General features: G+C 58.6%; 4 protein-coding genes. 2 read left to right on the top strand and 2 right to left on the bottom strand.

Features of this window, described 5'->3' with window-relative positions:
- The first annotated feature begins 33 nt into the window (after window positions 1-33).
- Together ACY692_RS03070 and ACY692_RS03065 are read left to right on the top strand one after the other, a co-directional pair.
- Window positions 34-9,006, top strand: a complete 8,973-nt coding sequence (locus ACY692_RS03070) for a T1SS-143 repeat domain-containing protein (protein ID WP_462323865.1) — start codon at window positions 34-36, stop codon at window positions 9,004-9,006.
- Between the two features lie 46 nt (window positions 9,007-9,052).
- On the top strand, window positions 9,053-10,402 hold the full coding sequence (locus tag ACY692_RS03065; RefSeq protein ID WP_462323864.1) for a TolC family outer membrane protein: 1,350 nt from the start codon (window positions 9,053-9,055) through the stop codon (window positions 10,400-10,402).
- A gap of 321 nt (window positions 10,403-10,723) precedes the next feature.
- Here ACY692_RS03065 and ACY692_RS03060 read toward each other — a convergent pair whose 3' ends face one another.
- Window positions 10,724-12,790 carry an amidohydrolase gene (locus ACY692_RS03060; protein ID WP_462323863.1) on the bottom strand — a complete coding sequence of 689 codons (2,067 nt, stop codon included), beginning with the start codon at window positions 12,788-12,790 and terminating at the stop codon, window positions 10,724-10,726.
- Window positions 12,791-12,872: 82 nt separating this feature from the next.
- The gene (locus ACY692_RS03055; RefSeq protein WP_462323862.1) at window positions 12,873-13,757 is read right to left on the bottom strand and encodes a 1,4-dihydroxy-2-naphthoate polyprenyltransferase; all 885 of its coding nucleotides are present in this window, start codon (window positions 13,755-13,757) and stop codon (window positions 12,873-12,875) included.
- Between the last annotated feature and the right edge of the window lie 6 nt (window positions 13,758-13,763).

The following is a 13,763-nucleotide window of genomic DNA, read 5'->3' as shown; positions in this document are numbered from 1 at the left end:
GACAACGGCGCAACTGATACCCAGGTCATCACAGTGACCATCAACGGGACGAACGATGTCCCCGTGATTACCTCTGGTGCGGCCGATGCCGGAGGCACGGTCACCGAAGCCGGGCAGTTGGATGACGGAACCTTTGTTCCGGGTACGGATACAACCAGCGGAACCTTGAATTCGACGGACATCGACACCGGTGCCACAGCCACCTGGTCGGTGAGTGGTGCCGGTAATTATGGTGCCATTGTCATCGATCCGTCTACGGGCGAGTGGACCTACACCTTGGACAACAGCCTCCCGGCCACCCAGGCGTTGCAGGAAGGTCAGTCCGGTACCGAAACCTTTACGGCCATGGTCACCGACGACAATGGGGCTGTTGCCACGCAACTCATTACCATTACCGTCAACGGGACCAACGATGGTCCGAGTATTTCCGGTGATTCCGGAAGCGTGACCGAGGACGCCGCGGCCATTCTTACGACCGGGGGCGATCTGAATTTGTTTGTCGGTCCTGACGATGTCTCCCAATCGTTTACCATCTCGCCGCAGGACACGGGCTATTTTGGCAATCTTACGGTCAACCCCGACGGGACCTGGGATTTTGCAGTGGATACCACCATTGCCGCGGTCCAGGAACTGGCTCCGGGGGAAACCGTGGTCCAGACCTACGATGTCACCGTCACTGACGACAAGGGTGCCTTTGACACCGAGACCGTCACCGTGACCATCGTGGGCACCAACGATGCTCCTTCCATCACGGCAGATGCCGGAACCGTGACCGAAGATGCGGCCCCGGTTCTGACTACGGGGGGCGATCTGAACCTGACGGCCGGTGCGGACGATGTCGCACAGACGCTTACCTTTGCTCCCCAGGCACCCGGATATCTGGGCACCCTGAATGTGAATCCCGATGGGACATGGGATTTTTCCGTGGACAATTCCCTGCCTGCCATCCAGCAGCTCGCTCCCGGGGATTCCATCGTCCAGGTTTATGATGTGACCGTGGACGACGGTCAGGGCGGAACCCTGGTCAAGCCCATCACCGTGACCATCCAGGGCACCAATGACGCCCCGAGTATCACGGCGGATTTCGGGATTCTCGTGGAAGACGCCGCCCCGGTTCTGACCACCAGCGGCGACCTGAATCTGACGCCGGGTGTCGATGACATCACCCAGACCTTGAGCGTCAGCCCACAGGCTCCGGACTATCTGGGTGATCTGACGGTCAATCCCGATGGGACATGGGATTTTTCCGTTGATACGACCCTGCCGGAGATTCAGTATCTGGCCCCGGGCGAAAGTCTGGTCCAGACGTACAATGTCACGGTGGATGATGGTCAGGGCGGGACCATGACCCAGCCCATAACCATCGTCATTCAGGGAACCGAGGATCTTCCGTCCATCGGCATTCCCGAGTCCAGCTCGGTCCACGAGAACGATCTGCCTGCCGGTTCGGACACGACCAAGGAACCTGTGCAGGTCAGCGGGTCTCTGGACAGCGCCTATGGTGGTGACGGGGTCGGCGAGATGGCTTTCGATTCCATCCAGAGCGGACTCAACGGACTCGGACTGACATCGGGAGGCCAGCCTCTGATTTATTCCGTTTCCGGGGACGGTTCGACCGTCACGGCAACGGCCGGAATAGGTGGATCCTCCGTGTTCCAGGTCGTTCTTTCGAATGTGAACGAACCGGGAACCTACACGTTCACTCTTCTCGAACCCCTCGATCATACCGGGTCGAACCTCGAATTTGTTGATCTGCCCTTTGATTTCAAGGTTTCGGACCGTGATGGCGATGTGGTGTCCGACACCTTCTCCGTTCGCGTGGAAGATGATGTCCCGTTGGCTGCGGACTATACCTCCTCGCCTGTCGAGGGCACGAGTGCCGCCGGGAACGTGTTCACGGATTCGGCTGCCGGTCAGGCCGGTGCGGACAATGGTGAAATAGTGGATGTCACCTTTGGAGGAACGACTTTAGCCGTTTCTTCGGGATCACCTGCGGTCTTTGATACACCCAACGGAACCATGACCGTGTCGGTGGACGGGTCCTGGACCTTTGTGACCGATCCGGCACTGGACCACGATGCCCCGGGTTTCGTACCCACGGAAACGTTTAGCTACACACTCGAGGACAGGGATGGGGACACCGCTTCCGGCGAGGTGGCCATCACTGCTGTGGACGGGGCAGCGCCCACAGCGGAAAATGCAGTGCTCGGTATTGTCGAGCCGGTGCTTGGTAACACGCAGACCGCATTTGTGGATTTCGACCTGACCCAGGGTTCCGATCCCTTGGTTTTGAGCACTGTGCAATTCAGTCCGGGAGTTATCGGAATTATGGGGGCAAAGAACTATGCCAGTGACGGTACCCCTCTGCAGTACACCCTATCTGCCGATGGCCAGACCCTGTATGCCGGGACGGCTGTCCCTCAGCCCGACGGGTCCGTTCCTGGCGGGAACTTGGTTTTTTCCCTTACCCTCACCCCAAACGTCACGGGAACTGGCGCGACAGTGCGCGCCGACATGACGCTGTCCGCTCCTGTGGACCATATCGACGCAGGCCTTGAGGATAATGTACTCGATATGCCGTTGACCGTTTCCGTGCAGGATCATGACGGAACATCACTGCTCACCCCTCTTGATCTGGACGTCACTCTGACCGATGGCGTCCTGCCGCAGTTGAGCGTGCAGTCGGGTATTTCTCTGGACGAGCAGGGATTTGATTTCAGCACCGGCGATCTGACCGGTACGGGAAGCTTTGCCCTGACGACCGGTTCCGATTCCATCGCCTTTACCGGATTCAGCCCAGCCGGGGATCAACCCGCACTCTCTTCCAATGGAGAGAATCTGCAGTATCAGGTCAGTGGTGACGGTCAGACCCTGACCGCGAGCACTCCCGGCGGGGTCGAGGTTTTTGTCGTGGCCATCCAGCCGGGTGCCGGTGCGGATATATTCGATTATGAGATCACCCTGAAGCAGCCCATCGATCAGGTGGGGGCGGATGTTTCCAATCTGACCAAGGATCTGGCGTTGCAGGTAGAGACCGTGGACGCCGACGGCGACCGGGTGCTGCAGGCTCTTGAGATCGACGTCAAGGACGGGATTTCACCGACCCTGACCATGATCGATGGGGATGTGGTTGTCACCGAGCTGCCCGATGCAAATCCTGCAGACACGATTACGGACACGGATACGGGAACCTTTGCGGTCCAGGCAGGGTCTGACGCCCTGACGAGTATATCCTTCGGCATGGCCGATGGAACGCCCGTACTGGACGCGAACGGCGATCCGGTGACCCATCAGGGCAACGCTTTGTCCTACCAGAGCAATCTTGATGGAACAGTGACCGGCGTGACCGGTGGTGGAACGCAGGTATTTACACTGACCCTGGTGGATGCGGACTCTGCCATTGCATCAGGTGGCGGGAATGTTTCCTACGAGTTGACCCTGCATCAGGAGGTGGATCATCTGACCACAGATTCCCTCAGCCTGCCTATCTCTTTTGTCGTGACCGATACGGACAACACCCAGGAGACTCTGGATGCGTCCATTTCTTTGCTCGATGGTGCCGTCCCGACCCTGGGGGCCGTGGATGACATGTATGCCAAGGAATCCGGTCTGAACTCAGGATCAAGTCCGAGATGGTCCGATCGAAACGATTCCGGCAACGTGGATATCGTGGAAGGTTCGGATGGAGTATTTCTCAGTCTGGACAAGGCCTTTTTCGATGCTCAAGGACTCACATCCAATGGCGCGCCGGTGGTCCTGGACACGAATCCGGCCGGTAACGGCTGGTGGCGGGCCCGGGCAGATGTGAACGGGAATGGGAATGCCAACGAGGAAATTCTGCGCATACGGGTCCGTGACAACGGTACATACCAGATCCGTTTCACGCGTCCTTTGGATCACCCCGACGGTGCGGGTGAGAACGAACTCTCCTTTGATTTCCAGATCAATGGTGTGGATTTCGATCAGGACTCGGTGACGCCCCAGACCGTGACCGTGACCGTACTCGACGATGTGGTGGCTGCCCTGGACGATGCGGATTCCGTGGTCGAAGGGAACGTCGTGTCCGGCAATGTGTTTTCCAATGATACCCCCAGTGCGGACGGCTTTTCCTTGACCACGTTTACCTACACGGATGACAATGGTGTGCTGCAGACGGCCAATGCCGGGCAGACCGTTCAGCTGGAATCCGGGTCGTTTGTTCTGAACGACAACGGGACGTGGACGTTCACCTCTACAGACGGTGTTGACCATGCCTCGCCGATAGTCGAGTCCATCACCTACACCATCCTGGACAATGATGGAGATACGGCCAGTGCTGATCTGGTTATCGACGTTCAGGATCAGCCTGTCACGTTGTCCACGGCCGCTGCAGCGGGTGTTGAGGATCAGGGAATCGATTTGACCCTGGCTGTTGATTTCGGGGATGTGGACCAGGGGGAGAGCGTTTCCTCCCTGACATTGACGGGCATGCCTCCGGGAAGTTCGCTGTTTTTGAACGGTGTTGCACTCACGCCCGCTGTGGTCGGAAATACGGTGTCTTTTGCCGTACCGGTCTCAGCCGTGGGGGGTGATGGGACGATCACCGGACTTACTTATATCGCTCCCGCGGATGTGTCCTCGGCCACCGATACCATCGCGATCGGCGTCGAGGCAGCCATTGCCGATGCCGGAGGCGACCAGGCGGCCGTGCTCACCGGGACTATCCCGGTCACTGTGCGGGGCGAAGCAGATGCGCCGGATCTCGTGGTTCAGGCCGATGGAACCGGGCTGGAAGATACGGCCCTTCCCCTGGACATCCAGGCATCTCTGACAGATCTGGACGGGTCCGAAAGTCTTGCCCTTCAGATCGAAGGGGTGCCCGATGGGGCGGTCCTTTCCGCAGGGCAGGACCTGGGCGGCGGCGTATGGTCGGTGACCCAGGCGGATCTTGCGGGCATCACCCTGACGCCTCCTTTGGACTTCAGCGGGGAAATCGCCCTGACCGTGCGCGCGACATCCACGGAATCAAGCCCGCTGGTCGGCGGGAGCGAGGCCGCCGAACGTCTGGCCACGATCACCCTGGATGTGGCTCCTCAGGCTGACGATCCGACCCTGGCCACAAGGGACATCAGAGGGGTGGAGGACAATGCCGTCGCCCTGGATGCCTATATCAGGGTGCAGAATACGGATACCTCCTCGGACAGTGTCGATCTGGCCGAAACCCAGACCCTGCGTATCAGCGGGTTGCCGACGGGTGCTCAGCTCCTGCTCGGGGGTATGGCCGTGGGTCAGGAACCGGACGGCAGTTATCTTGTGCAAGGAGCATCTCTGGATCAGCTCACCCTGGTTCCACCTGAAGACAGCAACGAGGATTTCGTGTTTCAGGTGTCGGCCAGAAGTACGGATACCACCGACGGGGTCACGGATACGGGAGGATGGCTTCCTGATCAGGATATTCGAGTGACCCTGACTGGCGATGCCGATGCTCCTCTCATCATCCCCAATGCGGGCAACGCGGAAAACTGGACACTGACCGGCGGCGTTCTCACGGCTGTCGTACCCGAAGACAGCCTGGTCCGGCTCGATCTGACCGTGGCTTCGGGTGAAGATCTCGGGGCCCTTGCGGCCGATGGATCGGAAACCCTGAATATCATCATCCAGGGGCTTTCTGATGATATCGAGCTCGTCCGCAGTGACGGAACACCCGCGCCGGTGACCTATGTGGGTGTTGGTGGGGACGGCACCCCCCTGTGGCAGGTCGGTCCTGATCAGATTGACCAGGTGTATGCCCATGTGCCTGACGATTTCAGCGGCGACATCGCTTTCTCCATGAAGGTGGTTGCCACGGAAAACGACGGTGACCGGGAGCTGGCCTCGCAACCGGGGCTCATCCGGGTTCTGCCCATCGTCGATACCCCGGTCGATCCCGGCTTTACCGCATCGGGGCTGGAAGATTCCCTGATCGATCTCGATTGGAGGCCGACATTAAACGACCTGGACGGTTCCGAAACCATTACCGGTGCCAGACTTGAAGGGTTCCCCGAAGATGCCGTGCTCCATTATCAGGATGGGGCCGGAGACTGGCAGCCATTGGTACGGCCTGCAGACGGTATCTATGATCTCACTCAGGTCACGGATGGGGCGGGCAATACTCTCGATGTGCTCGGCCGTCCCCTGGCCGTGCTGCCTCCGACGGATTCGGATGCCGAAATGACAGGGACTGTGGCTGTGGACATTCTGGACACTTCGACAGCAGGAACGGATGCGGTCACCCAGAACGGGACCTTTGTCGTCAATGTGCGGGCGGTGGTTGAGACCGATACCGAACTTCAGGTGGTCGATCCGGACATCGATCCCGTGAGTAGTACTACGGGAAATCCCGTGTTGAGCGAGGTCGAGGGGACCCCGCTGGACCTGGAACCGCATGTGCGGATTACCAACAACGATATCAACAGTGTGGAAACGGCCGAATACTTCATCATCGCCGGTCTCGATCCGGGGTGGGTGGTCGATGGCGGGGTTCAGAACGGAGATGGAACCTGGACGGTGGTTGCCGAGAATCTTGCCGGGGTTTCCATTGCTCCCCCCTCGGGATTTACCGGAACCCTTGAAGGTGTCCAAATCGGAAGTCGTATCCTGGACAACGACAGTCAGCCCGTGGATCAGATCCGCACGCTGGATCTGACCGTGACGCCGGATGCCGGTGGCGGTCCGGGAGGTGGCGGTCCGGGAGGTGGTGGCCCAGGAGGCGGTGGCGGTTCCGGAGATCCCGATGTTCCCAGTACGTTGCAGGCTACAGCGGTGGACGGCGATGAGGATGCGCCTGCCCCTGTTTCCGGCCATCTCGACTCCCTGGACAATATTGTCGGGGCGGATGAAGTCGGCGTGGTCAGGATAGACGCAGCCGATATCCCTGCCGGAGTGACCCTGCAAGGGGACAATATCATCTACAACTTCCTGACGGATAGTTATATCCTCACCCAGGATGGCCTGGATACCCTGCGTATCGATCCGCCTGCGGATTATGCCGGTGCGGTGGGCATCCCCATCACCGTGGTCGCCACGAACGCTGCAGGTAATTCCGCTTCATCCGCCCAAACCCTGCAGGTCGAATTCACGCCTGTGGCGGACCGGCCCGGGTTGGATGTAGATATTCAAAACAGCTTCGAAGATAGTGTGGTGGAGATCGATCTCCAGTCACTGGTCGGTGACTCGGACCAGGTCAATGGCACGGAGACAATCGATTCCATGATCATCGGTAATCTAAGCGGGGGGTCGCTTTCGGCTCCTCCCGGTGTCCTTCAGGACAATGGAGACGGTACGTATACCGTGCTCAATCCCCAGGCACTGGCCATGCTTCACTTCACCCCACCGGCTGATGCCCATGGTGATTATTCGTTTGATGTCACAACCACGGTGAGCGATGTGGCGGGTTCGGCAACAGATACCGCCTCGTTCGTGAATACCGTGAATGTGGATATTGTCTCCCAGACGGACCCGGCTCTTGTCACGGTTCAGGACGCTGTGGGTGACGAGGATACTGCAATCCCGCTGACAGGACTGGATGCCCAGCTCGTGGACGTGGACGGATCGGAGATCATTTCCGTGGTCGTGGCCGGGGTGCCGGACGGTGCTCTGCTCAGTCACGGTTTTGATAACGGGGATGGGACGTGGACCGTACCGCAGTCAGATCTCGGCGTGCTGGCCATGACCCCGCCCGCGGATTTCAGCGGGTCCATCGACCTCAACCTCGTGGCCTACACACGGGATACGGGACAGACCGATTTCGTGGAGACCATGGAATCATTCACGGTCACTGTGAACCCGGTTGCCGATGAACTGGCCCAGGCCGTGGATGTCGAGGCTGTTTCCGCAGGTCGCGAGGACAGCCTTCTACCCCTGGATCTGGAGCTGAGTACGACGGATACCGACGGGTCGGAAACCATCCGCGTGGTTGTGCACGGAGTACCTGCCACTGCCAGTGTGCTGCTGCCTGCCGGAGTACCCGGTGCTGTCCAGGATCTGGGTGGCGGGAATTGGGAAGTCACGGTGGATCAGGGAACCCTCGACCAGCTTCTTGTCGATCCCGGCGATGCCTTTGGTGAACATGCCTTGAGTGTGGATGCCTATGGTGTGGACGGGGCAAGCGGAACGCCGGTTCCCGTTGTCACCGATATCACGCTGGACATCGAGCCGGTTGCCGATGGGCCGACCCTGGATGTTGCCGTAGACGCCGTTCAGGCAGGAACAGGGGCCACCATTCCGCTGGATATCGACGCCCAGCTGGTTGCTCCGGCCCCCGGCGAGATTCTGTCGGTCCAGATCAGCGGAGTCCCCGATGGCGCGACCCTGAACAACGGCACGCAGACCGGGCCCGGCCAGTGGACCGTGCCCGGGGATGAACTTGGTGGTCTCGAATTGGCACTGGGCACGACGCCGGCCGGAAATTACTCCCTGGATGTGACCGCAACGGCTTCACTCGATGGAGAACAGGCAAATACGACCATTGCCGGTGCCATGGATGTGCAGGTCACGGATCAACCCGAGATTGATGGGGACGCTGGAGACAATGTCCTTATGGGTGGCACGGCGGGTGAAGAAATCTCGGGAGGCGGCGGACTCGATATCCTCAATGGCGGAGGGGGGGACGATATTCTTCTCGGTGGTACCGGAAACGATCAATTGACCGGCGGTGCCGGGGATGATGTCATGCAGTATACGGCACAGGGAGGCGAGGGCGATGATCTGGTCACGGATTTCACCCTTGGCGAGGATGCTATTCAACTCACGGATGTCCTGGATGAAGATGGCAATTCCGTGTCCGACCTGGCAGATCTTCTCACCGGCAGTGGATCACAGGAATTGGAGGCTCAGGCCAATGGTGCCGATGTGGAATTGACCATTAGCGGACCCTCGGGAGATACCAATGTAACCCTTGTCGGGTTGAACGCCGGCGGCAATTTCGATACCGTAGGGGAAAACGAGCTGCAGCAGATCATCGATGTTGCAACCAATCCAAATCCATAATACGTTACATATTTTTGCGTCTGCCAATAAACGACGTGGAGTCGATATGAAAACGTGCAAAAAGATCATCTTCGTGACATCGCTTGCGACATTGCTGATGGCGACCGGTATCCTTCAGGCCCATGCCCGGGCCGATAATGTCGTGACTGTCAGGGAAAGTGCCCTCAAAACCTTGGAGAGGCATCCTCGACTGAAAATGCTCAAGGCCAATCGGATGGCTGTTGAGTATGACTATAAAAAGGCCAAGGGAGGTCTCTATCCGTCCCTGGATTTGACCGGTGGCACGGGCTATGATGAGTATAGCGACAGCGGAACGCGACAGGCAGGCAACGATGACGATTGGGACCACAGGAGCGAAGCGGGGTTGGCCCTGACGCAGCTTGTGTATGATGGCGGGGAAACCTTTCGTGAGATGGACATTGACAAGGCTCGGATCGAGTCTTTGGACAGTAGGGTTCTGGACAATGCTGAATCCTTGACTCTGGATGCTGTTATTGCCAGCCTGGATGTATTCCGACAGCGTCGCCTGGTTGAGCTGGGAGAGCAAAATGTATCGGTCCATGAGAGGATTCTGGAATCCCTGAGGGAGCGTGAAGCCGCCGGGGCCGGAAGCAGTGCGGATGTTCGTCAGACCGAGGCCAGACTGGCCAGAGCTCTCGCTTCTCTGTCCACTGCACGGGGCGGACTGGACGTGGCCCGCTCCGCTTATTTGCGGTTGGTGGGGACATTGCCCCCGGCCATTGTTTTTCCCGACGTACCGGTGGCCGATTTGCCGACAAGCCTTGAGTCCATGCTGAAGTGGGCACAGACGGGAAACCCCAAGCTGCAGACGGCGGAATCGGATATTGTCACCGCGCATCAGCGACGTGCCTTGACCAAGACGGCCTATCATCCCAGAGTATATGTGGAACTGAGGTCCGGATATACGGACCATGTGGATGGGGATCAGAGCTGGACCCAGAGTAATGCAGCTATGATCAGGGCGGACTGGAATTTGTTCAATGGCGGTTCCGACAGGGCTGCCGAGTTGGCTGCATCCTTTCGCGAACGCGAGGCCAGCGAGGACCGCAATGACATCCTTCTCACCGTGATCGATGAGGCCCAGAGCACTTGGAGTGATTTCGAATCCACCAGGGCGCAACGTGAGCACCTGGGCAGGGCTGTGAGCTATACTGCCGAAACCAGAGAAATGTACATGCAGCAGTTCGTTGTTGGTCAACGTACATTATTGGATGTTCTGGATGTTGAAAACGAACTCTATCAGTACAACGGGCAGCTTGTTACTGCAAAGACCAACGAGCGGATAGCGGCATATAAAATGCTCGCACTTGCTGGTAAACTTATAGAGTCGCTCGGTATTGATGAGAAGGTCTATAAAAATCCTCTGATGCGTTGAGATGTTGTTTTGTTAGAGTCTGTTATCCAAAAAAGGCATCGCAGAGACTGCGGTGCCTTTTTTGTCGATCACTGTTGGTGATGTTTGCCAAAAGCTCAGTGTGCACATCTTTGTACCCGGTAGAATGCACGGTTCCGGGATGGCAAGGATAGGCAGCTATCCGTTGCGATCTCATATATTCACTGTCGACACGTCCCTTTCAAAAAAATCCGTGTTGTTGGACCCCGTTCACCATGGAGTCCATTGCCTCCCCCGCCGGACAGTACCCCTTGGTGAAGAGGACCCGTTGATCGATCTGCAGCGCTCCCCTGCACGGAAATTTTACCCCTGGTTTCCATAGACCACCTTGCCGTCGCAGATGGTTTTTTGGATGTCCAATGCATGCGGGGAGCACGCCAGGTCGTCGAGTTTTCCCGAGAGTACGACCATATCCGCCAGCATGCCGGGCCGGATTTTTCCCTTGATGTTTTGGGCATACTCGGCAATGGCCGCCCCGGAAGTGTACGCATTCAGGGCCTGTTCGAGGTCGACGGACTGGTCCCTCGCCCCGTTGTACCAGGGTTTGCGGGTTATTGCGTGGTGGATGCCCGCGCGCACGTCGCAGGACACGATGGGCCAGTCACTGCCGAAGACAAGCGTGCCACCGTCGTGGAGGGCTTCCTGCCAGGCAAAGGCCGTATCCCATTTGTTTTTTGGGACCAGTTCGTGCCACAGGGTCTGCGGCGGACGTTCGTGCAGCGGCTGCATGGAGGTGATGACCTGTTGTGTGCCGAAGCGCGGCAGGTCTTCCTGACGACACATTTCAATATGTTCGATGCGGTGGGGGATCTTGTGGCCCCGGCTGTCATCGAGTTTTTTGTTTGCGGTACGGGCCCCGGCAATGGCGTCGAGCATGGATTTTACCGAACCGTCGCCGATGGAATGGGCCGCAACCTGTAATCCCAGCCTGTCCGCAAAGGCCAGGAGTACATCCAATTCCTCCTGTCCGAACTCCGGGATGCCCGGGGTGGGGGGGGTGTCCAGACGATAGGCCGTGTCCTTTTCCACCACTCCGTCCATGAAAATTTTGATGGTCTCGCAACGAACCTTTGAGTGGGAATCGAGAAACTCGGGCATGTCGTAGGGGGTGTGCGGATTATCCCGGCCCGTGTGTGGGGCCACGTTGAGGGAGTGGTTCATTTTTCGGATGTGTTGGGCGGCCCTGACGATTGTTTCCGAGTGCGGATGGGGTGTGCCCAGCGCGTCCTTGCCTGTTGCCCGCAGAATGTGATCGAGCCGGGCCGAGGAAGAATCCTGGAGCAGGACGACGAGCCTGTCGTGCATCTGCGCGGCGGTGATCTCCTTTTTCCGTGCCTGCTGGAGGATGGCACGCGCCCCATAGGCCAGCAGCACGTCGCTTAGCATAGTGTCGTCGGCCACCGCCGAGACGGACGTGTTCACGCGGATGGGGAGTTCGTCCCGCTGATCCAGTTCCAGTAGCAGGAGCAGAAAGGCTATATCCTCAGTTGGTTGGGCCAGACCCATGCGATGGACACCGGTTATGCCCAGGCCGGCCAGCCGGTTGCAGACCTCTTTGAGGTCCGCGAGCTGTTGGTCCACGGGCAGGGGATGCCGGGCCTGAAGCGGGCCGGCCAGAAAATGATACACCTCGGGTTCGTGGAATTCGCCTGTGGGTATATTGTCCGCGTCCTTGACGATCTTCGCCTCGAGACCCAGTTCTTTGATCAGGTGGGGGTAGGGCGGCATGGGGTGGAGGACCCCGGCCTCCTCAAGGGCCCGGGTGTTACCCCAGGCCGTGTGCAGGTCATGGGCATGGACGAGCAGAGGCCGGTCATCGACCAGTTTGTCCAGAACCTGGCGACAGTTTTCAGCGGGGATGATGGGTCCATCAAAATAGTGCAGGCCGAACACGTTGATCACCGCAAGGTCGGGATTGTTTTTTGCAAAGGCGCGGATTTTTTGTTTGAATCCCTCCGCCGTCTGGACTTCCTCCACATCGCATGCCCGCAATCGTTCCATGGCCACGGCAAGATGCAGATGTGAATCCACAAAACCCGGCAGCACGGCCCCCCCTGAGGCATCGATGACAAGGGTGTCGTCGTCCGTGACCTTCGCGATTATTTCTGCGGAGCCGACCCGGGTTATGGTGTTTCCCGAAACGGCGATGTCTTGGAGTTTTGTCTCCTCTCCACTGGAAAGCAGGGCGTTTTTGACAACTAGATCCGCCCTGGCGTCGGCATCGTATTCCAGCGGCGGCTCAATGCGTGTCAGGGAATCGGACGGATACGCTGCCGGGTCGATATGCCATTTTCCCGTGCGCAGAATCTCGGGATATTTTTTGGCCATAGCGCCGTACAGGGCCATTTCAGAACGACGGGGACATTCCATGTCTACTCCGTGGCTACATGATGTGAAAACGATGAGACGGGCTGTTCTTGTGCGTTGTTGGAACGTGGTTGCTTCCCTCGAGTCAGCAGGATAGCCCTGCGGACAAAAGCAGACTGAAGACCAGGGAGAGCTTGGCGGTTTGGGCCAGTGTTCGGTTCAGGGGAGTACCGGTCAGCGAATTTATCTGCCGGATACAGGAGAAGGCCAGGGGCAGGGAGAGCAGGGGGATGAGTGCTGCCCACGGGGTGACCTTTTCTTCGGCGGCCAGAAGGATGGGCATGGCGTAGGTCAGACCGATGAGAATCTTGAATTCCAACCGGGTTTTTTCCGGGCCGAGAATCACGGCCAGGGAGCGTTTTCCAACGGCCGCATCCGTTCCAATATCCCGGTAGTTGTTGACCACCAGGATGGCCGTGATCACGAATCCCACCGGAAAGGCCAGGAAAAAAACCGTCCAGGTCAGGTCCAGGGCCTGGACGTAATAGGTGCCGCATACGGCAACAATACCAAAGAACACGAACACAAAAAAATCCGCCAGCCCATGGGAGGCCATGGGAAAGGGGCCTCCGCTGTAGGTCAGTGCCCCCAGGACCGATGCCACGGCTATCCAGAAGATGGGCCAGCCTCCCACGTTCATGAGATACAGCGCCGTCAGACAGGCCAGTGCGAGAACCAGGAGCATGGCTTTTTTTACGGCATCTGGTCCGATGAGGCCGCTCTGGGTGACCCGGACCGGGCCGAGACGATCCTTGCCGTCGATCCCCTTGATCCCATCGAAATAATCATTGGCAAGGTTGACCGCGATCTGGAGCAGAAGACAGCCGATGAGAGCGGCCAGGGCCGGGAACAGGGCAAATGCGTCATCGGCAATGGCCGCGGCCGTGCCCACAATGACCGGTCCGCCTGCAGCGGGAAGGGTCTTGGGACGGATGGCTAGAATCCAGGTTTTAAGGGTGCTTGTTGCCATGAGTCA

The sequence above is a fragment of the Desulfoplanes sp. genome (assembly GCF_054921335.1).
Note: the sequence above shows the minus strand (reverse complement) of the source record. Positions and strands in the feature narration are given on the sequence as shown.

Coding starts and splice junctions, on each gene's coding strand:
- ACY692_RS03055 (WP_462323862.1), bottom strand. CDS start 13,757: ATGGCAACAAGCACCCTTAAAACCTGGATTCTAGCCATCCGTCCCAAG.
- ACY692_RS03060 (WP_462323863.1), bottom strand. CDS start 12,790: ATGGAATGTCCCCGTCGTTCTGAAATGGCCCTGTACGGCGCTATGGCC.
- ACY692_RS03065 (WP_462323864.1), top strand. CDS start 9,053: ATGAAAACGTGCAAAAAGATCATCTTCGTGACATCGCTTGCGACATTG.